This is a genomic window from Blastomonas sp. (assembly GCF_046294995.1).
Classification (GTDB): Bacteria; Pseudomonadota; Alphaproteobacteria; order Sphingomonadales; family Sphingomonadaceae; genus Blastomonas.
Window position 1 is genome coordinate 1 of the sequence record NZ_JBKBOG010000016.1, and the last position, 25,602, is coordinate 25,602.

The following is a 25,602-nucleotide window of genomic DNA, read 5'->3' on the forward strand; positions in this document are numbered from 1 at the left end:
GGTTCCAGAAGATCGACGTCAACGAGCCGACCATCGAGGACACGATCAAGATCCTCAAGGGTCTGCGCAGCGCGTTCGAGGATCACCACAAGGTCAAGTACACGCCTGAGGCGATCAAGACTGCGGTGGAATTGTCGGCGCGCTACATCAACGACCGCAAGCTGCCCGACAAGGCAATCGACGTGATCGACGAGGTCGGCGCGATGCAGATGCTGGTGCCGCCCAACAAAAGGCGCAAGATCATCACCGCGCGCGAGATCGAAAGCGTGATCGCGACGATGGCGCGCATCCCGCCCAAGTCGGTGTCGAAGGACGACAAGAAGGTGCTCGAGCATCTCGACCGTGACTTGAAGCGCGTCGTGTTCGGCCAGAACAAGGCGATCGAGGTGCTGTCGAGCGCGATCAAGCTCAGCCGTGCAGGCCTGCGCGATCCCGACAAGCCGATCGGCAACTATCTGTTCTCCGGCCCCACCGGCGTCGGCAAGACCGAGGTTGCCCGTCAGCTCGCCAGCATCATGGGTATTCCGCTGCAGCGCTTCGACATGTCGGAATATATGGAGCGGCACTCGGTCAGCCGCCTGATCGGCGCGCCTCCGGGCTATGTCGGCTATGATCAGGGCGGTCTGCTCACCGATGCGATCGACCAGCAGCCGCATTGCGTGTTGTTGCTCGACGAGATCGAGAAGGCCCACCCCGACCTGTTCAACATCCTGCTGCAGGTGATGGACAACGGCAAGCTGACCGATCACCACGGCAAGACTGTCGATTTCCGCAATGTCGTGCTGATCATGACCACCAATGCCGGCGCTGCGGACATGGCGCGCGAGGGCATCGGCTTTGGCGATGTCAGCCGCGAGGATGCGTCGGACGAGGCAGTGAAGAAGATGTTCACTCCGGAATTCCGCAACCGTCTCGATGCGGTGGTGCCGTTTGCCTATCTGGGGACCGAAGTCGTCGCACGCGTGGTCGACAAGTTCATCCTCCAGCTCGAGCTGCAGCTGGCCGAACAGAACGTCCACATCCGGCTCGATCAGGAAGCCCGCGACTGGCTGTGCGAGCGTGGTTACGATCGCCTGTACGGCGCGCGTCCGATGGCGCGGCTGATCCAGGAGAAGATCAAGCAGCCGCTGGCCGAGGAACTGCTGTTCGGCAAGCTGGTGCAGGGCGGCGAGGTCAATGTGCATCTGAAAGATGGCACGATGGCCTTCGAGATCGTCCCGGCACCGCCCAAGGCGCCGAAGCCGAGGAAATCGCGTACGGCCAAGAACGCCAGCGACACCAAGGCGGATTGAGAATACGGCCCGGCTGGCACAATGTCAGCCGGGCCTTTTTTCTTTGAGCACCGTTACCCCCTCCGTTTGTCCCGAGCCCCTCGGCTGGCTGTCAAGCCAGCCGCTCGGGATAAACTTCCCGGCGCAGTCGGGAAGTCGAGCGACGTGCGCGCCACCGTTCGTGATCACGTCCCTCGACTTCGCTCGGGAACTCGGAGAGGGTTGAGCTGAACCGTTATAGGCCCAGACCGCCATGAACACCTTCTCCCGCACCTTCACTGCCGAACCGCAGCACATCGACGAGCTCGATCACGTCAACAATGCCGTGTGGGTGCAATGGCTGCAGGAGCTGTCGGTCGCGCACTGGCAGGCTGCTGCCGACCCCGCGCATGTCGATGCATACTTCTGGGTGATCGTCCGGCACGAGATCGATTATCGCGGCAATATCAAGCTGGGCGAGCAGGCGGTGGGTCGCACCTGGGTTCCCGGTACGCCGAAGGGCGCGCGGTTTGCCCGGCATGCGGTGTTTTCCGATGCGAACGGGCGCGAGATTGTCAGGGCGATTTCGACCTGGGCAATGCTCGACAAGGTGACGGGTCGCCCTGCGCGGGTGACGGCTGACATCGTGGCTGCGTTTCAGGACTGAGTTAGCTTCACCTACCCACCCGTCACTTCCGTCACCCCCGCGAACGCGGGGGCCCCGCTTCCTCTTTACCGTTAACGCAAAAGCGGGGTTCCCGCGTTCGCGGGAATGACGATGAAGGCAATGGAACGGACCCTAGCGCCCCGCCATTTCCTTGACCCTTGCCAGATACGTGCGGCCCACGCGCAGTTCGCTGCCGTCGGCGAGGCACGCGAACCACACCCCGCCGCCATTGTGGCGCAGCGAGGTGATGTAGTCGTTGCGCACGATGTGCGAGCGGTGGAGCCGGACGAATCGCGCAGGGTCGAGCCGCTCCTCGAGCGTCTTGATCGTCTCGTGCATCAGATAGCTGCGCGGGCCGACGTGCAGCCGCATGTAATCGCGTTCGGCGTCGATCCGCTCGATCAGGTCGGCATCGATGCGCTTGAGCTCGCTGCGATGCGGCACCCAGAATTCGCGGACCCAGGTCTGGCTCTGCTTGGGCTCGGCCGGAGCCGGGTTGTCGAGCACGAAGCTGCGCCGGTCGAGTACGCGCGCGACCGCGCGTTCGAGCCGGTCGGTGGCGACGGGCTTCAAGAGATAGTCGATCGCCGCCAGATCGAACGCCTCGACCGCGAATGCCTGATAAGCGGTGACGAAGATGATCGCGGGCGTCTGGTCCATCTTGCCCAGCGCGCGCGCGACCCCCATGCCGTCGAGCCGGGGCATGTTGATGTCGAGAAACACCAGCTCGGGGCGCAGTTGCTCGGCCAGCCGCAGCGCCGATTCGCCGTCGCTCGCGGTACCGACCAGGCTGATCCGGGGCAGCCGGGCACACAGCAGCTGCAGCCGCTCGACCGCCAGCGGCTCGTCATCGACGATCATCGTGCGCAGGGGCGCACCATCAGGCATCGTGGGCAGGGGTGCGGTATCCATATCAACAGTCATTGCGCACCGCCGGTAGGGTAAGTTCGACCACAAAGCCTCCTTCAAACGGGACGTGCCATTCGATCCGCGCCGCGCCGCCATAGCGCGCATCGAGCCGGTCGCGGACATTGGCAAGGCCGATGCCGCTGCCCTTGTCCTGGTCGGACGGGATCACGTCGCCGTCATCGCTGACCGTCAGATGCAGGACGCCGTCCATCTCGCGCGCGGTAATCTGGATCGTCACCGGGCGGGTGGCGCGCGCGACGCCGTATTTGATCGCGTTCTCGACCAGCGGCTGCAGGATCAGCCCCGGCACGCAGCATCCCATCAGGTCATCGGGCACGTCGATCTCGATCTTGAGCCGGTCGGGAAAGCGCACCGCCTCGATCGCCAGATACAGCCGCTGCAGCTGGACCTCGTCCTCGAGCGGTACGTCGTCAAGCGGATCGCCGGTCAGGCTGGTGCGGTAGAAGGTCGACAGGTTCATGATCATCGACTCGGCTTCTTCCGGGCGGTTGCGCAGCACCAGGGTAGAGAGCGAATTGAGCGTATTGAACAGGAAGTGCGGATTGACCTGATAGCGCAAGCTGCGCAGCTCGGCCTGCTGTGCGGCCTGGGCAAAGCGCGCGGCGCGGCGTTCGGCCGCGCGGACCTCGCTGGCATAGCTCAGCGCCAGATACAGCATCGCCCACGACATCAGGAAGTAATAGCTCGAGATCGCAAACTCGAGCACGATCGCGAGCGGATCGATCTCGGCGATCTTCTCGCGCAGTTCATTGTCCTCGAACACGCTGATCGGGTCGTAGACGTTGAACGCGAAATAGTTGAACGACGAGATCGCCAGCGCCGCAGGGATCGCGCCGATGCACGCGGCGATGATGCGCGGGGTGAGCGGCTTGTCCTCGAACCAGCGCAGGCCCAGATACAGCGCGATATTGGTGATGATGCCGAACACCGTCACCCCGACCCGGCGGACGACCAGCTCCTCCTGCGCGGGGAAATCGAGCACCGCCGCGCGCAACGTCACAATGATCATGTAGAACAGCCAGAACCCCAGGATCGACAGCAGGGCAACCTGCTGGTCCACCCTGGGCCGGGCACTGCGTATCACGAGTGTTTTCATCGGCTGCATTCTTAACCGCAGATGACTGCGATGTCTTCACCGCCTCCGCCTGCTGGTCGAACCGGGGGAGAGGTTGGTCGAAACACCCACCCGGCTTCTTGCGCAGGGCTACTCGGCGAGTGCGACGCCCGGGCTGCGCGGATCGGCAAAGCCGGTCCATTGGCCATCGCGCATCTGCGCGGCGTTGAGCTTCGATCCCAGATCGCCCACCACCACCGGCTGGCCAAGTGCGGCGAGCGCCTCGCTCATGTCGCCAAGCGCGGTGCCCTGCTCGACCATCAGCGATCCGTTGCCGAAATAGATGTTGGGCAAAGCCAGCGCGTCGCCTGCGGGCAGGCCGAAGTCGATCACGCCGATCAGCGCCTTGGTGACATGCATGATGATCCGCTTGCCCCCGGCAGAGCCCACCGCGAGCACCGGCCGGTCAGCGGCATCATAGACGATGTGCGGCGACATCGAGGACAGGGGCCGTTTGCCCGGCTGTACCCGGTTGGCGACCTTCTTGCCGTCCTTTTCGGGCGCGAAGGTGAAATCGGTCATCTCGTTGTTGAGGAAATAGCCGTTGGCGATCAGCTGGCTGCCGAACGGCCCTTCGACCGTCGAGGTCATGCTGACGACGTTGCCCGCGCCATCGACCGCGACGAAATGCGTGGTGCCGGCAACCTCGCTCGAGATCGCTGCGGTGCGCGGCTCGGCGCCCGGCGGGGTGCCCGCTTCATAGCGATTGAGCGCCTTGGCGGGGTCGATCATGCTCGCGCGGCTGGCGACATAGGCCGGATCGAGCAGGCCGTTGACCGGCACCGAGACGAAATCGCTGTCGCCAAGATATTGCTCGCGGTCGGCATAAGCGAGCTGCATCGCCTCGCCGATCAGATGCCAGGTCTTCGGATCATTCTGGCCCAGCCGTGCGATATCGTGTGGCTGGAGCATGCCGAGAATCTGCTGCACCGTGGTCGCGCCCGACGAGGGCGGGCCCATGCCGCAGACCTTGTAGCCGCGATAGCGCGAGCATACCGCCGGGCGTTCCTTGGCCTTGTAGGCGGCAAGATCGGCCATCGTCATCGGTGCCGGATTGACGCCCGCCTTGCTCACCGCATCGACCAGCGCCTGGCCGTACTTGCCGGTGTAGAACGCGTCGGGACCACCTTTGGCCACCGCGCGCAGCAGTTCGGCGAGCGCGGGGTTGGTCACCCGCTCGCCTGCGGCCTTGGGTCCGGTGGTGTTCCAGTAGATCGCGCGGGCATCGGGGAAGCGCGCCCAGATCGGCGCGAGGCGGGTCAGCGTGCTGGCGAGGACGTTGCTGACCTCGAACCCTTCGTCGGCCAGCCGAATCGCAGGCGCAAACAGGTCCGCCCAGGGCAGCTTGCCCCATTTGGCGTGGGTCATCGCCATCAGCCGGATATTGCCGGGGACCCCCACCGCGCGTCCGCCCTGGAAAGCGTCGATGAACGGCTTGGGCTTGCCGTCCTTGCCGAGCAGCCATTGATCGGTGGCAGCAGCAGGCGCCATTTCGCGTCCGTCGATGGTACTCAGCATGCCGGTCGTCGCATCGTGATGCAGCAGCAGCCCGCCGCCGCCTATCCCTGAACTTTGTGGCTCGACCACGGTCAGCGCCAGCATCATCGCCATCGCTGCGTCGGCGGCAGACCCGCCCTTGCGCAGGATTTCCTGCCCCGCAGCCGTTGCGCGCGGATCGGCGGCGGAGACCACCCCCTTGCCGGCCTCGGCGGTGGCGGAGGTATCGCGCGGGGTCGGCGCCTGCGCATGGCAGGCGATCGACAGCGAAGACAGGGCGAAGGCGGCTGCGGTGAGCAGCGTGCGGGAGAGTGCGGTCATCCCAGCGTTATAGCGCGGGGGCGGGAGGCGGCAAGCACTGCCTCAGGCGAGCAATGCAACGCCTGCGGGGGCGGCAGGTTTGGCAGCCCAGACCTTCTCGTGAAAGAAGAACGCGACCGCGTTGACCATCGGCTCGACGATCGCCAGCCCGCCTGCAATCTCGAGCGATCCGGTGAAGGCATAAGCGACGGAAAACCCTATGGTCAGGTGGACCGCGAGATAGCTCAGGGTCTTGGCAAGATCGCGGGGCATCGGGAAACTCCTGTCGGGTGGCAACAGGCTTATTGATAATCGCTCGCAACAAGTTTCGCCAATGAAGGATTTGAGCCGCGTTGATCGAGTGGGGCGATCAATCGCGCGGTGTAATGAAAAATGGTTCACGCGAAGACGCGAAGAGCGTTCGTTTTCCGGCGAAAGCCGGAATCCAGGGGCGGTGTTACGCTCCGGGACTCCTGGGCTCCGGCTTCCGCCGGAGAACGGAATTGGCCGTAAATTCTCTTCGCGGCTTCGCGTCTTCGCGTGAAACCCCTTTAAGCCCGAGCGCTCAGTCCACCCCGACCGCTTCGCCCAGCGTCGCAAAGCCATCGCGCTTGAGCAGCTTTTTCAGCCCCCGGTTGATCTGCGCCGCCAGCCCCGGCCCCTGATAGACCAGCGCCGAGTACACCTGCACCAGCGATGCGCCTGCGCGGATGCGGGCATAGGCGTCCTCTGCCGACGCGATGCCGCCGACGCCGATCAGCGGGATCGCGCCGCCGCTGGCCGTGCGGAAATCGCGCAGCCGCTGCTGCGCCAGATCGCGCAACGGCGCGCCCGACAGCCCACCTGCCTCGCCCGCATGGCGCGAACGCAGCGTGGGCCGCGAAATCGTGGTGTTCGATACGATCAGCGCATCGAGCTTTTTGTCGATCGCGATCCGGGTGATGTCGTCGATGTCGGCGGGTTCCAGATCGGGTGCGAGCTTGAGGAACACCGGGCAGCGATGATCCCCGCGCGCCTCGATCACCGCATCGAGCAGTGCGGCCAGCGCGCCGGCATCCTGCAGCGCGCGCAGGCCCGGCGTGTTGGGCGAGGAGATGTTGACGGTAAGGTACCGCGCCAACGGCGCCATGACCCGCGTCATCGTCGCATAATCGGCGATGCGGTCGGCCGAATCCTTGTTCGCGCCGATATTGACGCCGATGATCCCGGCCTTCGATCGGCCCGCGACCAGCCGCTCGACCACGGTGCCCGCACCATCGTTGTTGAAGCCCATGCGGTTGATCACCGCTCTGTCCTCGACCAGCCGGAACAATCGCGGGCGCGGATTGCCTGCCTGGGGCAACGGTGTCACCGTGCCGATCTCGACAAAGCCGAAGCCGAAGCCGAACATCGCATGCGGCACCTCGGCGTTCTTGTCGAAGCCCGGTGCCAGGCCGACCGGGGCGGGAAAGTCGATCCCCGCCACCGTCATCGCCAGCACCGGATCGGGCGCGGGCGGGGCCGAGGCAGGCGCCAGCCGCAGCGCCGCCAGCGTCAACCGGTGCGCGTTCTCTCCATCGAGCAGGAATATGGCGGGCCGGGCGAGTGAAAACAGCATGGGTCCAGCCTATGGCTTTGCGACGGGCCGATGGTCAAGCCGCGCCGGGGCGGTTTACCCTGCCCCGCCGACTGTATACGGTTTGCGCCAACGCCCATCAGAACAACAGAAAGTCGCCCATGTCCCTGCGTATCTTCGCCACTGCCCTGCTGATTGCTGCCAGCCCGCTGGTGCTTGCCCATCCCGTTGCCGCGCAAACCGCGTCTGCCGCCACGCCTGCCCAAGCCCCGGCAAGCGCCGAACTGGCAGCGTTCTTCGAGCAGGTCGATGCCGAAAACCTCGCCGCATCGCCGCAAGGCAAGGCCTATCGCGGCATTCGCGATGCCGATTACGGCAAGTGGAACGACCCTTCCGATGCGGCCGAACTCGCCAATTTCGAGCGCGGCCAGAAGGCACTGGCGACGATGAAGGCGCGGTTCGATCCGGCCAGGCTCAACGCGGAGGATGCCCTGAGCTTCCGCCTGTTCGAATATCAGGCCGAGCGCGCCGCCAAGGCGCATCCGTTCCGCCGCAACGAATATATCTTCGACCAGATGAACGGCGCGCAGAGCCAGATGCCCGCGTTCCTGATCAACATCCACCGGGTGGCGGACAAGAGCGATGCCGAGGCCTATGTCTCGCGGCTTCAGGGCATCGGCCCACGCCTGGACGGATTGATCGCCGAGTCGAAATCGCGTTCGCAAGCGGGCGTGATGCCGCCCAAATGGGTCTATCCTTATGTGATCGACGATGCGCGCAACGTCATCAAGGGCGCGCCGTTCGACGGTGGCGCACCTTCGACGCTGCTCGCTGACCTGACCAAGAAGGTCGAGGCGCTTGATATCCCCGCTGCCGAAAAGGCCGCGTTGATCGAATCGGGCAGCCAGGCGCTGCTCACCAGCGTCAAGCCGGCGTACCAGCGGCTGGTCGCCGAAATGGAGCGGCAGCTGGCGATCGCACCGAGCGAAGACGGCATCTGGCGGCTCAACGACGGAGCGGCCTATTATGCCGAGCGGCTGGCCAATTATACCACCACCGATCTCAACGCCGATCAGGTCCACCAGATCGGCCTCGACAATGTCGCGCGGATCCACGGGCAGATGCGCGAGATCATGAAGACGGTCGGCTTTGCCGGCACGCTGCAGGAGTTCTTTGCCTTCGTCCGCACCGACGACCAGTTCTATTTCGACACGCGCGAGGAGTATCTCGCCACGGTCGATACCAAGCTCAAGGCGATGCAGGCCAGGCTGCCCGAATATTTCAACACGCTGCCCAAGGCGCCGCTGACGGTGAAGGCGGTCGAGGCGTTTCGCGAGAAATCGGCGGGCAAGGCGTTCTACCAGAGCCCCGCGCCCGATGGATCGCGCCCGGGCACCTATTACGTGAACCTCTACAACCTCAAGGACATGGCCTCGACCGAGCTTGAGGCGCTGGCCTATCATGAGGGGTTGCCTGGCCATCACCTCCAGCGCGCGGTGCAGACCGAACTGGGCGACCTGCCGCCGTTCCGCCGCTTTGGCGGGGTCACCGCCTATACCGAAGGCTGGGGCCTGTATTCCGAAGAGCTGGGCAAGGACATGGGCTTCTACGAAGATCCCTATTCGGACTTCGGCCGGCTGGGGATGGAGTTGTGGCGCGCCTGCCGTCTGGTGGTCGATACCGGCATTCACCACAAACGCTGGAGCCGCGAACAGGCGATTCAGTATCTGACCGACAACACCCCCAATCCCGAGGGCGATATCTCGAAGGCGATCGAGCGCTATGTTGTGTATCCGGGCCAGGCCAACGCCTATATGATCGGCAAGCTCAAGATCATGGAATTGCGCGAGCGGGCGCAAAAGGCGCTGGGCGCCAGGTTCAATTATGGGCGATTCCACGATGCCGTGCTCAAGAGCGGACCGGTGCCGCTCACCGTTCTGGAAGAGCGGATCGATGGCTGGATCGCGGCCGGCGGCTGATTCCCCCGGATTGCGGTAGTTTTGGATTACCGGGCAGAATTTGCACGATTTTTTCGCGGTGTCGAATCCATCCAATCAACCCTTCGGGTCTTGGCCTATAGCGCGTTTGCGACCCGAAGGGCTCAAGGCAGAGATGCCGAGAGTTCTTTTCCTAAAGGCGATCCCGTCCTCGTGACGGGATCGCCTTTTTTTTATCGCGAATTCGGGCTATACCCCCCACTGGGTCGACATCGAATAACACCGGCAAGAGGAAAGGCGGGCAACCCGCCGCCTGTTGACCGGTTGGGTGGGGTCGCGCATGCCGAATCTTCAATATGCCCTTCCAGGCGAATCACTTCGTGAGTTCGTCTCGGTCTATTATCTGTTCGACAGTCCCGACCCTTATGTGGTCGATGGCGAACGCGCCGCGATCGCGCAGCTGCGGCTGGGCACGCGCGGCCGCGTGACCATGCATTTTCCCGACGGATCCAAAACGCAGATCAGCGGTGCCACGCTGGTCGGGCCGACGACAGCGGCGGTGAAGTTCGAGATCGAAGGCCCGTTCCATATGTTCGGGCTGGGCATCACGGCGGCAGGCTGGGGCGCACTGACCCAGCAAAGCGCCGCGCGCTATCTCGACAAGATCGTGCCTGCGGTGATGGTGTTCCCCAATATCGAACAACGGCTCGATGAGCTGCGCGCGCTCGAATCGCTGCCCGAGATGTGCGCGGCGGCCGATGCCATTCTGGGCCCGATCATGGCGCAGGCCAATCCCGAGATGGTGGCGTTCACCCGAATCGTCGATCAATGGCTTGCGTCCAGCGTCTCGCCGATGGTCACAGAGCTGCACGCGCAAAGCAACCTGTCCGAACGCCAGCTCACCCGGCGGGTGAAGCAGCTTTACGGGATGCCGCCCAAATATCTCTCGCGCAAATACCGTGCGCTGCGCGCCGCACGCGCGCTGATCGATGCGCAGCCCGACGAGGCCGATTTCCTGCGTGATGCGTTTTATGACCAGTCGCACATGATCCGCGAGCTCAAGCTGTTTGCCGGGACCACGCCGACCAGGCTTCGCATCGGCGAGGGCGAGCTCGCCCGGCTGATCGACCAGCGCAGCCAGCTCAAGGGCAGCATCAATCCGCTGGTCGCCGACACCTGACGGCCGATGCCTGACGCTCAGTCGCGCAGCTTGAGCTCGAGCCGGTTGATGCCGTTTTCGGTCCGGTAATCGACGATTTCGGCCCAGGCGCGGATCATCGCCAGCCCCACGCCGCCACCGCGCTCCGCATTGGGCATCTCGATCTCGCCCTCTGTGCGCGGATCGAACGGCGGACCCGAATCGGACAAGATCACGCGCACCGAGTCGCCGTCGCCGGTCAGGGTCAGTGTGCCTGCAAATCCTGCGCGAGCACCGCCATGATCGTAAAGATTTGTCACCGCTTCTTCGGTCAGTATCGCCAGCCGCGCCTGTTGCTGGGGGGTCAGTGCATTGGTTGTACTGAACAATTGCGCCATCGATACGGCGCGATGTATCGATTCGGGACCGTTCTGGTCGAGTTCGCAAGAATGCGGATTGAAATTGCGCCGGATCATGGCTGCGGTTATGCCATGTCAGCGGGCAAGAAGGGATGCATATTATGAAGTGCGCACTGCTTGTTACTTTTTCACTGCTGGCGATGACGGCCCAGCCGGCCTGGGCCGACATTGGCCGGGTCAAGAAAACCGCCGGCATAGCCTCGATCGAACGCAAGGGCGCTCGGCTCGATCCGGCGGTGGGTACCAGCCTTCTCCCCGGTGACGTGCTGGTCACCGGCAAGGGCGGCCAGATCGCGGTGACCTTTGCCGACAACACCCGTTTCTCGGTCGGACCCAACAGCCGCATCGCGGTCGACACGTTCGATTTTGACCGGACGACCCGCTCGGGCGCTTTCGAGACCCGGGTCGAAAAGGGATCGCTTGGGGTTGTTTCCGGGCAGATCGCGAAGTCGCGGCGCGATGCGATGAAGGTTCGCACGCCGACATCGCTGCTGGGGGTGCGCGGCACCCGCTTCATCGTCAACGTGCCTGAATAATGCGCACGTCCTGGGGGGCATATCTGGCAACCTGCGTGGGGACCAGCCTGTTGGCCGCATGTGCGGGGCCATCGCTGCTGCTGCTCGACAACGAAGACGGCTCGTCCGAAGGCGCGCTGGCGGTGATCGACGAGAATTGCGGCACGCCCGATGGGGCGACGATCGCCGGAGCGTTCACCCGCACCAAGCTGTCGGGCTGCAAGCCGCAGCCCAAGGGCGTCGGTGCCGATGGCCTCAAGCCCGACGAACGCGCGCTGATCAACGATCTGCCGCCGCCGCCTGCGCGTTTCATCATGTATTTCGTGCCCGACACCACCGATCTTGCACCGGGGTCCGAGGGCATGATCGAGGCGCTCGACCGGCACTTCAAGGCGCGGCCAGGCGCCGAGATCGAGATCATCGGCTATACCGACACCGTGGGCAAGGCGGACTACAACCTCGTTCTCTCGCAAAAGCGCGCCGATGAAATCAAGGGGCGGCTGGTCCAGCTGGGCTTCCCCACCGATGCGATCACCACCACCGGGCGCGGCGAGACCGAACTGCGCTTTCCCACGCCTGACGAGACCGAGAATGGCGGCAATCGCCGGGTGGAGATCATCGTCCGCTGATCGGCTGCGCTTGCCAGCCGCAATTTGCCTGGACTAGACACCTTTCATCGTCAGTCCCTCATTGTGCTCCGGCGAAAGCCGGAGTCCAGGGCGGGTACAATGCAACCTCGCTCCTGCACTCCGGCTTTCGCCGGAGAACGGGATTGCCAGAATCGCCGGAGTGTTTACCCCCCACATGCTCACCGACATCCAGATTTCGCGCGCAGCCAAGCTCCAGCATATTTCCGTCATCGCCGACAGGCTGGGGCTGAGCAGCGACTCGGTCGAACCTTATGGCCATTACAAGGCCAAGATCGACCTCGCCGCTGCCGGGATCGGAGCGGATGGCGGCAACGGCAAGCTCATCCTGGTCACCGCGATCAACCCCACGCCCGCCGGCGAGGGCAAGACGACGACCTCGGTGGGGCTCGCCGATGCGCTCTGCCGGATCGGGCACAAGACCGTGCTGGCGCTGCGTGAGCCCTCGCTGGGGCCGTGCTTCGGCACCAAGGGCGGTGCGACCGGGGGCGGCTATGCGCAGGTCGGTCCGATGGAAGACATCAACCTGCACTTCACCGGCGATTTCCACGCGATCACCAGCGCGCACAACCTGCTGTCGGCGATGATCGACAACCATATCCACTGGGGCAACACGCTCGACATCGATGTGCGCCGCATCGTCTGGCGGCGGGTGCTCGACATCAACGACCGCGCGCTGCGCCAGATCGTGCAGTCGGTGGGCGGGGTCGGCAACGGTTTCCCGCGCGAAAGCGGGTTCGACATCACTGTCGCATCCGAAGTCATGGCGATCCTGTGCCTGGCGCGCGATCTGAATGATCTGGAAGAACGGCTGGGGCGGATCGTAATCGGCTACACCCGCGCCAGGACGCCGGTGACCGCAAGCGACCTCAAGGCCGCAGGCGCGATGGCGGTGCTGCTGGCGCAGGCGATCAAGCCCAATCTGGTGCAGACGCTCGAGGGCAACCCGGCGCTGCTCCACGGCGGGCCGTTCGCCAACATCGCGCATGGCTGCAACTCGGTGATCGCGACGCGTGCGGCGATGGCATTGGGCGATTTCGTGGTGACCGAAGCCGGTTTCGGCGCGGATCTGGGCGCGGAGAAATTCTTCGACATCAAGTGCCGGCAGGCGGGGCTGCATCCGGCGGCGGCGGTGATCGTCGCCACGGTGCGCGCGCTCAAGATGAACGGCGGCATCGCCAAGGCCGACCTGGGCACCGAAGATGTCGAGGCGGTGCGGCGCGGCAGCGTCAACCTGATCCGGCATATCGAGAACATGCGCAGCTTCGGGGTGCCGGTGGTCGTGGCGATCAACCATTTCACCAGCGATACCGCAGCGGAGATCGCAGTGCTGCACGAGGTGGCGGCATCGCAGGGGGCAGAGGCGCATGTCTGCCGCCACTGGGCCGATGGCGGCGCGGGAGCCGAAGATCTGGCGCATGCGGTTGCAGCGCTGGCGGGCGCCGGGACGGCACAGTTCGCGCCGCTCTATAGCGATGATCTGCCGCTGATCGACAAGATCACCACCGTCGCCACGCGGATCTACCGCGCCGGATCGGTCGCGGCATCGGCGGCGATCCTGGCGCAGCTCAAGCGCTGGGAAGAGGCGGGATACGGGCATCTGCCCGTGTGCATGGCCAAGACGCAGTACAGCTTTTCCGCCGACCCGACCCTGCTCGGCGCCCCCACCGGCCATGTGCTGCCCGTGCGCGAGGTGAAGCTGAGCGCGGGCGCCGGCTTCGTCGTCGCGATCTGCGGCGAGATCATGACCATGCCGGGGCTGCCCAGGGTGCCCGCGGCGGAGACGATCCGGCTGGATGAGAAGGGCGAGATCGAAGGGCTGTTTTGAGAAATAGAGCGACTGCGCCTTGCCAAGCCGATTGGCCTATCGCTTGATGAGAGAGGCAGCGAGATCTGGTGGCTCTGCCACCTAGTCGCAGCGGTGACGGTGATGGTGCGGCTGGGCGCTGCTGGTTTATCGTCTCAGACAGCCACAATCCGGAGAGTTCACCCCCACCCAACCCTCCCCCATCGAGGGGGAGGGCTTTTGCAGGCCTCCCGCAAGCGGGAGGAGAGATGCGGTTAAATCAACCGTTCACGTCGGCCTGGGTCACCGGAACGATCCGGATCTCGACGCGGCGGTTCTGGGCACGGCCATCTTCGGTGGTGTTCGATGCCACCGGCTGCGATTCGCCGAAGCCGCGGGTTGCCAGGCGCGCGGGCTGAACGCCGCGGCTCGACAGATAGCTCGAGACCGACTGCGCCCGGCGTTCCGACAGCGTCTGGTTATAGGCATCGCTGCCGGTCGAATCGGTGTGACCGTAGACATCGATATAGGTGCTTTCATACTGCACCAGCGTCGCAGCGACGTCGTTCAGCGTGTTGCGGAACTGCGGCTTGACCGCCGAGCTGTCGACATCGAAGGTCACCTCGCTCGGCATGTTGAGCAACAGGCTGTCGCCATCGCGAACCACGTCGATCCCGGTGCCTGCGGTCTTCTGGCGCAGTTCGCGTTCCTGCTGCTCGAGATAATAGCCGATGCCCGCGCCTGCGACCGCGCCGATGCCTGCGCCGACGATCTTCTCGGTCCGGTCGCGCCGTCCGCCGACGATGTCACCGAGCAGATAGCCGCCAAGCGCACCGCCGACGCCGCCGAGGGCGGCACGGTTGATCCGCTGCTGGCCGGTTTCCGGATCGGTGACGCAGGCGGCCAGCGCAAGGCTGGACAGGCCGGCGAATGCGGCGATGCGGATGGTCTTGCTGTTCATGATTTTGCTCCCAGGAGAATTCTGTCGTGCGTACGTCTCGTAACGCCTCACCGCGTTATTCGATCCTGCGGCTGAATGGTTCCCGAACCGAAATGTAACTTCTGTTAATCGAGGTCGCAAACGGCCGCCGCCGGCCAGGATGCTGCGCCCATGAAATCGAGTGACACGTCGGGCTGCCGCGATATAGGATGACGCCTTGCAACTGCATAAGGCCCGATGGACCCTCTCCAACCTTTTCCGTGGATCGACGCCGTCATCATTCTGGCGCTGATCTTTCTCAATGGCGTGTTCGCCATGTCCGAACTTGCCATCGTATCGGCCCGCACCGCGCGGCTTGAGGCGAAGGCCAAGGAGGGCAGCAAAGGTGCGCGCACCGCGATCCGGCTGGGCGGAGACCCGGGCAAGTTCCTTTCCACCGTCCAGATCGGCATCACGCTGATCGGCATCCTGGCGGGCGCGTATTCGGGCGCCAGCCTGGGCGGGCCGGTGGGCGACCGGCTGGCGCTGATCGGGGTGCCTGGCGATATTTCCGACACGGTCGGTTTTGCGGTCGTCATTGCGCTGACGACCTATGTCAACCTGGTGATCGGCGAGCTGGTTCCCAAGCAGTTCGCGCTGCGCAAGGCAGAGGAGCTGGCGGTGATCATGGCGATCCCGATGGACCTGATGGCGCGCGGGGCAGCTCCGGTCGTGTGGCTGCTCGACAATTCGAGCGCGCTGATCTTCCGGCTGCTCGGGCTCAACCGCGAATCGGAGAACATCGTCACCGCCGAAGAGCTGCACATGATCTTTGCCGAGGCGACCAAATCGGGCGTGATCGAGGAGAGCGAGCGCGCGATCATCTCAGGCATCGTCCGGCTGGCCGACCGGCCGGTCCGCGAGGTGATGACGCCGCGCACCGAGGTCGACTGGCTGCCGGTGGAGGCGGGACTCGACGACTTGCGCCGAATCATGGCCCATTCCCCGCACAGCCGTCTGCCGGTGGCCGATGGCTCGGTCGATGCGATCATCGGCATCGTCACGGTGCGCGATCTACTCTCGGCGATCATCGAGGGTGCGCCGCTCGATCTGGCGGCGTTGGTCCGGACAGCGCCGATCGTGCCCGATCAGGTCGATGCAATGGACGCATTGCGGGTGCTGCAGAAGGGCGAGGTGCCGATGGCGCTGGTCCATGACGAATACGGTCACTTCGAGGGACTGGTGACACCTGCCGACCTGCTGCAGGCGCTGGTCGGCGATTTCGTATCGGACCAGGGCGAAGGCGATTCGCCGATGGTGGTCGAGCGCGCCGACGGCAGCATGCTGATATCAGGCGCGATGCCTGCCGATGCGATGGCCGAGCGGCTGGGGATCGATCTGTCGGGCGACCGCGATTACGCCACTGCCGCAGGCCATGTGCTGCACTGCCTGCGCCACCTGCCCAAGGAGGGCGAGGTGTTCAACGACCAGGGCTGGCGCTTCGAGATCGTCGACATGGACAACCGCAAGGTCGACAAGCTGCTGGTCAGCCGGATCGAGCCCGAAGCGGCCTGAGCCGCAGCCGCCGAGTGTTATTGGCCAGCGTTACTGCGGCGCGCCTGCACCCGCGCCCGGAGCTCCGACCGCGCCGATGTTGCCGAACAGATCCTGGAAGAAGCTGCGGTTGCGGCCCAGCGTCGGGGTCTTCTTGCCCTCGGGGCTGATGCTGGCGACCTGCTCGAGCCCGGTGAAGTCGACCGTCTCGACATTGCCTGCAGCGTCGAAGCGCACGCGCATCACCTGCTGCGCGGTCGGGCGCGGGTTGCCGAAGGCGAGCTGGCGCGTATCGCGCGCGAAATAATACCATTCGTTGCTGGCGAACTGACCGGTGAAGGTCGGCCGGCCCAGCGTGCGCTCGACCGACTGGCGGTTGTCGACGCCGGGCAGGATCTGGGTCGACAGCGTCTGGTCGTAGATAAAGCCCTGGTGCCCGCGCAGCTGGCCGCAGCCTGCCAGCAGCGGAAGCACCGCCAGTCCGATCAGCATGGCGGCCCGTGTGGTGCGGCGGCCTGGACCGCGATGTGCGTTAGCTTTGCTGATCATCATCTTTCCTTGGCGTTGATCCGCCTGACTGCCGGGTTACCGGACGCTGCGCTCGAGGCTTTGGATGCTTGCACTACTCTTGCAACCACTCTTGCAACTTGCCGTTCGCGCCTCAATATGCGCTAAGCCCCTGCATCACAAGTGGCCAATGAATTGTGGCTTAACGCTGCCCGCTCCATCTGGAAATGCTCAAATCATGTCCGTGTTTTCCCGAATTTTCGCCCGCAAGGATCCGCGCCAGCAGGCGGCGCCTGCCTATGAGCGGGTCGTCGCGCTGGGACGGGATCCGTACTGGTATCTCGACGGCGGTGTCGAAGACAGCGTCGACGGGCGGTTCGAGGCGGTGACGACGATGCTGTGCGCGGTACTGTTGCGGCTGGAGCATGACGATAGCGACGCTGCGGTGCGGCAGTTTTCGGTCCACCTCGCCGAACTGTTCGTCGACGACATGGACGGCCAGCTGCGCCAGAATGGCGTCGGCGATCTGATCGTGGGCAAACATATCGGCAAGATGATGAGCGCCCTGGGCGGAAGGCTTGGCACCTATCGTGAAGCGCTTGCCGCAGGCGACAACGTGCAGCTCGCCGAAGGTCTGCGCCGCAACCTGTACCGCGACGCTCCGGTCAGCGATACTGCGGTGGCGGCATCGGCGCAGCGGCTGGCCGATATCCATGCGCGGCTCAAGGCGCTGCCGGTCAGCGCGGTGATGCAGGGCGATTTCTGATGGAGAGCGCAATCGAGTTCTCCCGCCCCGTCGATCTGCGCGCATTGCCGCGCCAGCAGGTCGAACTGGTCGCCAACAAGACCGAGCGGGCCGCGCTTGCACGCCGGTTCGGCATCGTCGCCATCGGTGCGCTGAAAGCGAGCGCGACGCTTGAGGAAGGCGCGGCGGGGGTCGATGTCACCGGCAGGATCACCGCCGAGCTGGTCCAGAGCTGCGCCATTTCGGGCGACGACTTCCCGGTGCGGGTCTCGTCGCAATACCGTCTTCGCTTCGTTCCCGAGGCGGATTACGAGGCAGCGATGCAGGCCGCGGGCGACGAGGTCGAACTGGCCGAGAGCGATCTCGACACCATCGCCTATTCGGGCAGCACGCTCGATCTGGGCGAGGCGATCGCCCAGACGCTGGCACTCGAGATCGATCCTTATGCCGAGGGCCCCGGGGCCGAGGCTGCGCGCGCGCAATATGGTCTTTCGACCCCGGAGGAAAACGGCCCGTTCGCAGCGCTCAAGGCGCTCAAGGACAAGCAGGGCTGACGGCAGGCGGGGGCTGGGCCAAGCGCTGGCTCAGGGCACCCCGGCGTTGCCCAGCAGCCGGTCGATCGCGCGCAGCGCCCGCGCATATTCGGGCGAATCCACCGCAGTGTAATCGCGCTCGAACGCCGCCTGGTCGAGCCCTTCGGGCTTTGCCAGTGCCTCGCGGGGCAGCATCTGGTCTTCTGTGATCGCGATCAGCCGCAGCCGAACGGTACGCGCCAGTTGCGGGTTGACCGCGGCCATCGCGAAACGTTCGCCTGAGCGGTCCGCCGACAGATCGACGAACGAAAAGCCGGTGCCGCCCTCGGTGCTGTCGGCCAGCTCCTTCCACGTCCCCATGGACCGCGCCACCTGGCTGCCGACGGTGGCCGCGAGCGCGGCCGACAGCGCCCAGTGCTTGGCGAGATCCTCGCGCCCGGCCAGCGTCAGCGTTTCTGCGCTGGCGCCGCAGGCCAAGGACTGCTCCCACACGGCGCCGGCAAGCTTTTCGCGGTATTCGGGTACGGCGCGCATCGCGACGGCGGTCAGCACCACCCGGTTGTGCTCGTGTGGTGTGGTGCCGGCGGGGATATTGAGCGCGGCGGCGCGGCGGACGAGCACCGCAAGGTTGGTCTGGCCGGTATCGGCAATCGCGCAATAGGCATCCAGCAGCGCCTTGGGGTCGGGATTGGTCGCCCCGGCGCGCGTCAACCCCCACAGCGCCGTTCCGCGCCCGGGATTGACCAGCACCAGCCCGGCCTGCCGGGGGGTGATGGCGAACCCCTTCATCGCCCGATCGAGCGGGATCGGCCTGGCGGAATTGCTCTGGGTCTGGGCCCAGATCCGGTTGAGCGCCCAGCGTGTCGCCGATTGCGGGAGGGGAACGCGGCCTATCGTGACCGCGATGTCGGGGAGCGCGGTTCCGTCCGTCGCTGCGGCCGGACGGACCACGGCAACGGCGTTGAGCCACAGCCCCCAGCCCATGTCCCGGCTCGCATCGACGACGATCTCGCCTGCAGGCGGGGTGGGCTTGGCGCCCTTTGCGCGTTCGGGGCCGGGCACTGACCGGAGCCGTGCCTGCAGGCGCAGCGGCTGCAGCGCCTCGCTCGCCAGCGCGGCGAGACCGTCGAGCTCGCGCTGGGCCAGCGTGATCCGCACCAGTTCGCCGCGTTCGGTGTCCTCCCCGGTGATGGTCTGCAGGACATCGCGCGCGGCCGCCGCTGTCGGCCCATCGGGCGCGCGGGGTGCCGGCACCACGGGAGACAGGCTGAGGAGACACAGGGCCAGCACCGTCATCAGCCCCGCCACCGCGACGACGGTGCCGATCGCAAGCCTGCGCCAGCCGGGCCGCCGGGGGGCGGGCGGCGCCGCGCCCGGCAGCAGGGTATCATGGGTCGGGGTCATCGGTCAGGCCTGAAGCGAATCGGTGGTTCGGTGAAGACGCACCGCCGCCAGCCAGGGCCAAGTGCGCCGCGAACGTGCACGAAAAAGCGCCGGAAATCGAATGATCCCGGCGCTAAATCCGATTTTTGCGATGACTGTCGTCGCTTATGCGGCGGGCAGTGCAGCCTGGGCCTGCTTGACCAGGGTCTTGAAGACCTCGGCTTCATGCATGGCGAGATCGGCCAGGACCTTGCGGTCGAGTTCGACGCCCGCCAGCTTCAGACCGTGCATGAACTGGCCGTACGTGAGGCCTTCCATGCGGGTCGCAGCGTTGATGCGCACGATCCACAGAGCGCGGAAATTGCGCTTTTTGGCCTTGCGGTCACGATACGCATACTGGCCTGCCTTTTCGACGGCCTGACGCGCGATGCGGATGGTATTCTTGCGACGGCCATAATAGCCCTTCGCCTGTACGAGAATGCGCTTGTGCTTGGCGCGGGTGGTAACACCCCGTTTGACGCGTGCCATGAACTATATCCTTTGAATTACGAGAATGGGGGAGGTTGAAAGATCAACCCAGGCCGTAAGGCGCCCATTTCTTGATGGTGCGGGCATCGGCATCGGAAATGACGCTGGTGCCGCGATTCTGGCGGATATACTTCGCGTTGTGGCTCATCAAACGGTGACGTTTGCCAACGACTCCGTGCTTGATCTTGCCGGTGGCGGTGAGCTTGAAGCGTTTCTTCACACCGCTCTTGGTCTTCAGCTTGGGCATTTTGGTCTCCTTCGTTGGAAGTCCGTAATCAAGCGAACGTGGCAGCCCATAACCGGCCAGCCCGCTTAGTCGGAAGCGTGCGCGCCTAGCGGGATTCGCGCAGCTTTGCAAGTCGGCAGTTGGCGCGGCATGTGCGGGGGCGACCCGGCGCCGCCCCCGCACAGCGGATTACAGGCGGTGCATCGCGCAGACCTTGTTGCCTGCAGGGTCGCGCAGATAGGCGAGATACAGCTTCATGCCAGCGCCTTCGCGCACCCCCGGCGGGTCCTCGATCGCGGTGCCGCCGTGCGCCAGTCCCGCAGCATGCCAGGCATCGGCCTGCTCGGTCGAGGTCGCGGCAAAACCGATGGTGCTGCCGTTGCCGCAGCTTGCCGGCTGACCGTCGATCGGCTTGGTCAGCAGGAACAGGCCGCCATTGTTCATGTAGATGACGCGGCCCTTGGGATCGACCATTCCCGGCTTGCCGCCCAGCGCAGCGATCGTCGCGTCGTAAAACGCCTTGGACGCGTCGATATCATCGGCGCCCAGCATCACGTGTGAAAACATGCATCTCTCCTGTTGCAAACCGGCCTGCTCTAATTGGCCTGCCCTTAATTGGATGATTAAATCATCATGGACAAGCCGTTTCCCCGCCGTCAATATCCGGCAATGCAAAGACAGCCATTGGCCGCAAAAGGTCAAGGCATATTGGGGAGGGACAGGCGATGACGAAGGCTTGGATGGCGGCGGCGCTGGCGCTGCTGGCGGCGGCATGCTCGGCAGGGGGCGCGGGCACCGCCGAGCGCGGTACCACCGGAATCGATGGCGCGCGGATCATCCAGGCCGATGGCGCCGAATGGCTGAGCTATGGCCGCACCTATGACGAGCAGCGCTTCAGTCCGCTCGACCAGATCAACCCCGGCAACATCGCCGAACTGGGCCTCGCCTGGTATGCCGACATGGATACCGCACGCGGCCAGGAAGCGACGCCTCTGGTGATCGACGGCAAGATCTACGTCACCACCGCCTGGTCCAAGGTAAAGGCCTATGACGCGGTCACCGGCAAGCCGTTGTGGGATTACGACCCCAAGGTGCCGGGCGAGACCGGGGTCAAGGCGTGCTGCGATGTCGTCAACCGCGGGCTCGGCGCCTGGGGCAACATGCTGTTTCTCGGCACGCTCGATGGCCGTCTGGTCGCGCTCGACCGCGGCACCGGGCGCGAAATCTGGAGCACGGTGACGGTCGATCAGGGCAAGGCCTATACCATCACCGGTGCGCCGCGCGTGATTGATGGCATGGTGATCATCGGCAATGGCGGCGCGGAATTCGGCGTGCGGGGTTTTGTCGCGGCCTATGATGCGGCGACCGGCAAGCAGTTGTGGAAGTTCTACACCGTTCCCGATCGCCCCGGCGCCAACGAGGCCGAATATCTCAAGGCCGCCGAGAACACATGGAAGGGCGAATACTGGAACATCGGCGGCGGCGGCACGGTGTGGGACGCGATGGCCTATGATCCCCAGCTTGGCCTGCTCTATGTCGGCGTCGGCAACGGAAGTCCGTGGAACCAGGCCTATCGCTCGCCCGGCGGCGGCGACAATCTGTATCTGTCCTCGATCGTCGCGATCCGGGTGAAGACCGGCGAATACGCCTGGCATTACCAGACCACGCCGGGCGAGACCTGGGACTATACCGCGACCCAGCACATCATGCTCGCTGACCTCGAGATCGACGGAAAGCAGCGCAAGGTGCTGATGCAGGCGCCGAAGAATGGCTTTTTCTACGTCATCGACCGGGCTACCGGCGAATTCATCTCGGCCAACAACTTCGCCCCGGTCAACTGGGCGACGGGTGTCGATCCGGTCAGCGGCCGTCCGATCGAGAACCCCGATGCGCGGGTCGACAAGACCGGCAAGCCCTATATCGTCTCACCGGGCCCGCTCGGCGCGCACAACTGGCACCCGATGGCCTATGACGCCAAGCAGAAGCTCGTCTTCATCCCGGCACAGATCACCGCCTATCCTTATATCCCGCAGACCGGATGGACGCCGTCGAAGCTGGGCTTCAACGTCGGCATGGACACCGCCAACAACGCCATGCCCGCCGACAATGCGGTGCGCGAGGAGGCGAAAAAGGCGACCAAGGGCGTGCTGATCGCCTGGGATCCGGTCGCGCAGAAGGAGCGCTGGCGCGTGACGTTGGGCGGCCCATGGAACGGTGGCGTGCTCGCCACCGCAGGCGGGCTGGTGTTCCAGGGCAATGCGATGGGCAATTTCGTCGCGTATGATTCCACGCAGGGCAGGCAGTTGTGGAGCTTCCCGGCGCAGACCGGCGTGGTCGCAGCGCCGATGACCTTTGCCGTCGATGGCCAGCAATATGTCGCGGTGCTCGCCGGATGGGGCGGGGCATGGGCGATCACCGCCGGCGTGCTCAGCGACATGTCCGGACCGGTGCGCAACATCTCGCGGCTGCTGGTGTTCAAGCTTGGCGGCACGGCCAAGCTGCCCGATATGCCGCCTGCAGACACCATGCCGCTCGACCCGCCGGCGCTGACGGCTGCAGCAGACGTGGTGGCCGCAGGCGCCGCCCAATACGGCCGTTATTGCACCGTCTGCCACGGCGATGCGGCGGTGCAGGCCTCGGGGCGCGGCGGGATCATCCCCGATCTGCGCTATTCGGGAACGCTCGCCAGCGCGGAAAACTGGCAGACGATCGTCCATGACGGCGCGCTCAAGGACAATGGCATGGTCAGCTTCGCGCCGGTGTTGACCCGGCCGCAGATCGACAGCGTCCGCCACTATGTCATCGCGCGCGCCAACGAGGACAAGGCGTTGATGGCAAAGCAGCGCGCGGTGAAATAGGCGCCGCCGCCGGGCGTATTGGTCGGCGATCACTTCCACTTGGCTGGCCTTGGTTTAGGCCCGGCGGCGGCGGTTTCACGCCGCGCCTGCTCCTGCGTTGTCTGGAACGATCACCCGCAGCCCGGGTTGATGGTTCAGGCAACAGGAGTGGATTATGGAAGACGCGCGCGTTTGGGAATTCGAGGAAAGTCTGTGGACCGGTGACCCGGAAACCTATCAGCAGCTGATCGATGACGAATGCCTGATGGTGCTGCCCGAGCAGGATTATGTCTTCACCGGCGCACAGGCGATCGAGGCAGTCCAGAAAACCCCCCGCTGGTCCGAGGTCACCTTCAGCGACCAGCAGATTGCCAGGCCGCAGGAAGGCCTGATCGTGCTGGCCTATTGCGCCAAGGCCAGCCGCGAGGACAAGAGTTACACGGCCTATTGCACCACCACGATCCGCAGGCTCGAGCACGACTCATGGCGCGTGCTGCAACACCAGCAGACGGTTCCGCTGACAGCAGGATAAGGCCAGGCACGGCGCCGGTCGATGCACGCTGCCATCTGGTGGAGCCGAGGGGAGGCCCCTCGCGCGTTGCCAACTATTGAAAAACAAAGGATAATTTTTTAGCGTCGGTACGGTTGCATTAGCCCTTTGTACTAGCCGTGGCAAGCCCGAGCAAAACTGAGGCCTCAATAGGGATCGAGGCGAGACCGCTAGGAGCGCAGGGGTATCAACGGCCTTCTGATGGGTTTGGGGTGGACAGGGCGACCAATCTGATCCACCTTGACGAAAAGGGAGGGCGTTGTGCAGGCAGTAGGATGCCTATTATTTGCCGCATTTGGTATAACGCAGCTCATCGCCGCTTGGTTCGGTGCTAGCTACGCTGTCGGACCATATTGGGCTGTCGCTATATTTGCGGTTTGCGTGTTGTTGCGTTTTACACTTCCCATTACAATTTTTAGCTTCGTGGGAATGATGTACGTGTGGGATTGGCCTTGGTGGGGTGCCTTGCTGTTTAACTTCCCAATGCTGATCGTTGCCATTCCCTCGATGTTAGCCAGCGTTTTGGAAATGATCGGAGCGGGTCGATTGAAAGGCCGATAATGCCGCCTCAATCATTTTTGGCCGCTCTTTCAGTCGCTATGATGATTGCTGCCCTGCCTATGCCCTACGGGTATTACCAACTCTTGCGGTTGGTGGCTTTTGGCGTTTTAGCTTGGCAAGCTGTGGTGTTTTTAAGGGCGCTAAAAAAGGAAGCGCTAGCGGGTGCGTGTGGTGTGCTGGCGTTGCTCTACAATCCTTTCGTAAAAGTCCATTTTGAGCGGGACACTTGGGCTATCATCAACATTGCGACAGCGGTTTTCATAGCGTTTATAATCCGGCTACGACAAAAAGATGCAATTTGACGGCCTCGATTAGCCTCCAGCCAATGGCCTGAAAACGATATAAATCTGCGAGAGGGCAATCAGACAAATCTGAGCGCGTTATCTCCCCCGTATCCCTACCCGTCCGGCTGGTGAATATCGAAGGCCTTGCCACGCCCATATCGTTTCGCAGCGATCATGCGGACTGCCGAGCCTGTCGCCGCTGCCAACTCCTGCCCGCCGCTCGATCATTGGAGCCACTATTGCGCTATCAGATGATCTGTATCCAAATCGACCGGTTACGATACAGCCCGCCATGGTGTATCGAAAGATAGCTTGACAGGATATCCGATACACTCCACATAACGAGCCACGTATTCGATACAGGAGATTATCATGGCTCGCACATTCGCCTACTGCCGCGTCAGCACAACCGACCAGACTACAGACAATCAGGTTAGGGAGATTGAGGGCGCGGGCTTCACGGTCGATCCTAAGCGGATTGTCACCGAAACCGTATCCGGGTCCGTTGCTGCTATGGAGCGCAAGGGCTTTGCTAAGCTGGTCGATAGGCTGGAAGCCGGGGATATCCTGATTGTCACCAAGCTAGATCGACTAGGCCGCAATGCGATGGACGTTCGCAGCACTGTGGACAATCTCGCCAAGGAAGGCGTCAAGGTGCATTGCCTTGCCCTTGGTGGCGTCGATCTGACTAGCCCCGCTGGCAAGATGACGATGGGCGTTATCGCCGCTGTTGCCGAGTTTGAACGGGATTTGCTGGTTGAGCGGACGCAAGCCGGTCTTAGCCGCGCCAAGGCTGAGGGCAAAACGCTTGGCAGGCCATCGGCCCTCACGACTGAGCAGCATCACGCCATTCGCGTGAAGCGGGCACAAGGGCTGTCCCTTGGCGCTCTCGCTGCCGAGTACGGGGTATCTCGCGCTGCCATTCAACGGGTTGAGAAGGCTGGCGCATTGAAAGCCCCTGCAATCGCCTGAGGATGCCCGTGAGAGCCGATACGGAAGGCTTGGGTAGCGACTAGCCGGAATACTATGGCGGCTCTCAGCGGGGCTTATTTGGGGGTGGACGAAATACCGGCGTAACCTGTCCGCCATTTCGGGACCGTATAGCATAGGAAACCTCGACGTATCTATATGTCGAGGTATCCCTTAGGAATGAACAGGCACGAACCTGAGGCTAAGCCTCAATAATCGCCAATCCTAATTTAGTACCGTCACGAGACAGA

At 64.0% G+C, this 25,602-nt stretch carries 26 protein-coding genes; 14 read left to right on the forward strand and 12 right to left on the reverse strand.

The window, feature by feature from the left end; genetic code table 11:
• Both ACK4R0_RS14280 and ACK4R0_RS14285 read left to right on the forward strand, forming a co-directional pair.
• The coding region (locus ACK4R0_RS14280) for an AAA family ATPase (protein ID WP_409675290.1) at window positions 1–1,292 on the forward strand (1,292 nt) is incomplete at its 5' end.
• A 232-nt stretch (window positions 1,293–1,524) separates the two neighbouring features.
• Entirely contained in the window at window positions 1,525–1,917 is a 393-nt protein-coding gene (locus ACK4R0_RS14285; RefSeq protein ID WP_409675293.1) for an acyl-CoA thioesterase, read from the forward strand.
• A gap of 132 nt (window positions 1,918–2,049) precedes the next feature.
• Here the strand turns inward: ACK4R0_RS14285 and ACK4R0_RS14290 are convergent, their stop codons facing one another.
• The 5 genes from ACK4R0_RS14290 to ACK4R0_RS14310 form a co-directional block, all read right to left on the reverse strand.
• Window positions 2,050–2,829 carry a LytR/AlgR family response regulator transcription factor gene (locus ACK4R0_RS14290; RefSeq protein ID WP_409675296.1) on the reverse strand — a complete coding sequence of 260 codons (780 nt, stop codon included), beginning with the start codon at window positions 2,827–2,829 and terminating at the stop codon, window positions 2,050–2,052.
• Window position 2,830: 1 nt separating this feature from the next.
• Window positions 2,831–3,943 (reverse strand): sensor histidine kinase, encoded by a 1,113-nt coding sequence (locus ACK4R0_RS14295; protein WP_409675299.1) that lies wholly within the window; start codon window positions 3,941–3,943, stop codon window positions 2,831–2,833.
• A gap of 108 nt (window positions 3,944–4,051) precedes the next feature.
• Window positions 4,052–5,779 (reverse strand): gamma-glutamyltransferase, encoded by a 1,728-nt coding sequence (gene ggt / locus ACK4R0_RS14300; protein WP_409675302.1) that lies wholly within the window; start codon window positions 5,777–5,779, stop codon window positions 4,052–4,054.
• A 42-nt stretch (window positions 5,780–5,821) separates the two neighbouring features.
• A complete protein-coding gene (locus tag ACK4R0_RS14305) occupies window positions 5,822–6,031 on the reverse strand; it encodes a DUF2061 domain-containing protein (protein WP_409675305.1) in 210 nt (69 codons plus the stop codon).
• A 292-nt stretch (window positions 6,032–6,323) separates the two neighbouring features.
• Complete coding sequence (locus ACK4R0_RS14310; protein ID WP_409675308.1) at window positions 6,324–7,355, reverse strand: quinone-dependent dihydroorotate dehydrogenase; 1,032 nt, start codon at window positions 7,353–7,355, stop codon at window positions 6,324–6,326.
• Between the two features lie 119 nt (window positions 7,356–7,474).
• Between ACK4R0_RS14310 and ACK4R0_RS14315 the strand changes: the two genes are divergently transcribed.
• Both ACK4R0_RS14315 and ACK4R0_RS14320 read left to right on the forward strand, forming a co-directional pair.
• Entirely contained in the window at window positions 7,475–9,292 is a 1,818-nt protein-coding gene (locus ACK4R0_RS14315) for a DUF885 domain-containing protein (protein WP_409675311.1), read from the forward strand.
• A gap of 298 nt (window positions 9,293–9,590) precedes the next feature.
• A complete protein-coding gene (locus ACK4R0_RS14320; RefSeq protein ID WP_409675314.1) occupies window positions 9,591–10,430 on the forward strand; it encodes a helix-turn-helix domain-containing protein in 840 nt (279 codons plus the stop codon).
• 17 nt (window positions 10,431–10,447) lie between these two features.
• On the opposite strand, the gene ACK4R0_RS14325 is transcribed toward ACK4R0_RS14320, so the two are convergent.
• Window positions 10,448–10,864: an ATP-binding protein gene (locus ACK4R0_RS14325; protein ID WP_409675317.1), complete on the reverse strand. Its 417-nt coding sequence runs from the start codon at window positions 10,862–10,864 to the stop codon at window positions 10,448–10,450.
• A gap of 44 nt (window positions 10,865–10,908) precedes the next feature.
• On the opposite strand from ACK4R0_RS14325, the gene ACK4R0_RS14330 reads away from it, so the two are divergent.
• The 3 genes from ACK4R0_RS14330 (at window position 10,909) to ACK4R0_RS14340 (ending at window position 13,797) form a co-directional block, all read left to right on the forward strand.
• Window positions 10,909–11,343 (forward strand): FecR domain-containing protein, encoded by a 435-nt coding sequence (locus ACK4R0_RS14330; RefSeq protein ID WP_409675320.1) that lies wholly within the window; start codon window positions 10,909–10,911, stop codon window positions 11,341–11,343.
• 35 nt (window positions 11,344–11,378) lie between these two features.
• Window positions 11,379–11,951 (forward strand): OmpA family protein, encoded by a 573-nt coding sequence (locus tag ACK4R0_RS14335; RefSeq protein ID WP_409675323.1) that lies wholly within the window; start codon window positions 11,379–11,381, stop codon window positions 11,949–11,951.
• A gap of 175 nt (window positions 11,952–12,126) precedes the next feature.
• Window positions 12,127–13,797, forward strand: coding sequence for a formate--tetrahydrofolate ligase (locus ACK4R0_RS14340; protein ID WP_409675499.1), 1,671 nt, complete (start codon window positions 12,127–12,129; stop codon window positions 13,795–13,797).
• A gap of 238 nt (window positions 13,798–14,035) precedes the next feature.
• Here ACK4R0_RS14340 and ACK4R0_RS14345 read toward each other — a convergent pair whose 3' ends face one another.
• Window positions 14,036–14,716, reverse strand: coding sequence for an OmpA family protein (locus ACK4R0_RS14345; protein ID WP_409675326.1), 681 nt, complete (start codon window positions 14,714–14,716; stop codon window positions 14,036–14,038).
• A gap of 216 nt (window positions 14,717–14,932) precedes the next feature.
• On the opposite strand from ACK4R0_RS14345, the gene ACK4R0_RS14350 reads away from it, so the two are divergent.
• Entirely contained in the window at window positions 14,933–16,249 is a 1,317-nt protein-coding gene (locus ACK4R0_RS14350) for a hemolysin family protein (RefSeq protein ID WP_409675329.1), read from the forward strand.
• Between the two features lie 30 nt (window positions 16,250–16,279).
• Here ACK4R0_RS14350 and ACK4R0_RS14355 read toward each other — a convergent pair whose 3' ends face one another.
• Window positions 16,280–16,780 carry an outer membrane protein assembly factor BamE gene (locus ACK4R0_RS14355; protein ID WP_409675332.1) on the reverse strand — a complete coding sequence of 167 codons (501 nt, stop codon included), beginning with the start codon at window positions 16,778–16,780 and terminating at the stop codon, window positions 16,280–16,282.
• Window positions 16,781–16,973: 193 nt separating this feature from the next.
• Here ACK4R0_RS14355 and ACK4R0_RS14360 point away from each other — a divergent pair, with 193 nt between their 5' ends.
• Both ACK4R0_RS14360 and ACK4R0_RS14365 read left to right on the forward strand, forming a co-directional pair.
• The gene (locus tag ACK4R0_RS14360; RefSeq protein WP_409675335.1) at window positions 16,974–17,501 is read left to right on the forward strand and encodes a ubiquinol-cytochrome C chaperone family protein; all 528 of its coding nucleotides are present in this window, start codon (window positions 16,974–16,976) and stop codon (window positions 17,499–17,501) included.
• Complete coding sequence (locus ACK4R0_RS14365) at window positions 17,501–18,034, forward strand: YceD family protein (protein WP_409675338.1); 534 nt, start codon at window positions 17,501–17,503, stop codon at window positions 18,032–18,034. The genes ACK4R0_RS14360 and ACK4R0_RS14365 overlap by 1 nt, the downstream gene beginning before the upstream one ends.
• Before the next feature lie 30 nt (window positions 18,035–18,064).
• Here the strand turns inward: ACK4R0_RS14365 and ACK4R0_RS14370 are convergent, their stop codons facing one another.
• From ACK4R0_RS14370 to ACK4R0_RS14385, 4 genes are all read right to left on the reverse strand, one after another.
• The gene (locus tag ACK4R0_RS14370; RefSeq protein WP_409675341.1) at window positions 18,065–19,417 is read right to left on the reverse strand and encodes a hypothetical protein; all 1,353 of its coding nucleotides are present in this window, start codon (window positions 19,415–19,417) and stop codon (window positions 18,065–18,067) included.
• Between the two features lie 144 nt (window positions 19,418–19,561).
• Window positions 19,562–19,924, reverse strand: a complete 363-nt coding sequence (gene rplT / locus ACK4R0_RS14375; protein WP_054136025.1) for a 50S ribosomal protein L20 — start codon at window positions 19,922–19,924, stop codon at window positions 19,562–19,564.
• Between the two features lie 43 nt (window positions 19,925–19,967).
• A complete protein-coding gene (gene rpmI / locus ACK4R0_RS14380) occupies window positions 19,968–20,171 on the reverse strand; it encodes a 50S ribosomal protein L35 (protein WP_017669464.1) in 204 nt (67 codons plus the stop codon).
• A 168-nt stretch (window positions 20,172–20,339) separates the two neighbouring features.
• Window positions 20,340–20,717, reverse strand: a complete 378-nt coding sequence (locus tag ACK4R0_RS14385) for a VOC family protein (protein ID WP_409675346.1) — start codon at window positions 20,715–20,717, stop codon at window positions 20,340–20,342.
• A 158-nt stretch (window positions 20,718–20,875) separates the two neighbouring features.
• Between ACK4R0_RS14385 and ACK4R0_RS14390 the strand changes: the two genes are divergently transcribed.
• The 4 genes from ACK4R0_RS14390 to ACK4R0_RS14405 all read left to right on the forward strand — a co-directional run bounded on the left by ACK4R0_RS14390 (window position 20,876) and on the right by ACK4R0_RS14405 (window position 25,354).
• Window positions 20,876–23,008, forward strand: a complete 2,133-nt coding sequence (locus ACK4R0_RS14390) for a PQQ-dependent dehydrogenase, methanol/ethanol family (protein ID WP_409675349.1) — start codon at window positions 20,876–20,878, stop codon at window positions 23,006–23,008.
• A gap of 154 nt (window positions 23,009–23,162) precedes the next feature.
• Complete coding sequence (locus tag ACK4R0_RS14395) at window positions 23,163–23,519, forward strand: DUF4440 domain-containing protein (protein ID WP_409675352.1); 357 nt, start codon at window positions 23,163–23,165, stop codon at window positions 23,517–23,519.
• Between the two features lie 578 nt (window positions 23,520–24,097).
• Window positions 24,098–24,400: a DUF6804 family protein gene (locus ACK4R0_RS14400; protein WP_409675355.1), complete on the forward strand. Its 303-nt coding sequence runs from the start codon at window positions 24,098–24,100 to the stop codon at window positions 24,398–24,400.
• 354 nt (window positions 24,401–24,754) lie between these two features.
• A complete protein-coding gene (locus tag ACK4R0_RS14405) occupies window positions 24,755–25,354 on the forward strand; it encodes a recombinase family protein (protein WP_409675358.1) in 600 nt (199 codons plus the stop codon).
• Window positions 25,355–25,602: the final 248 nt, after the last annotated feature.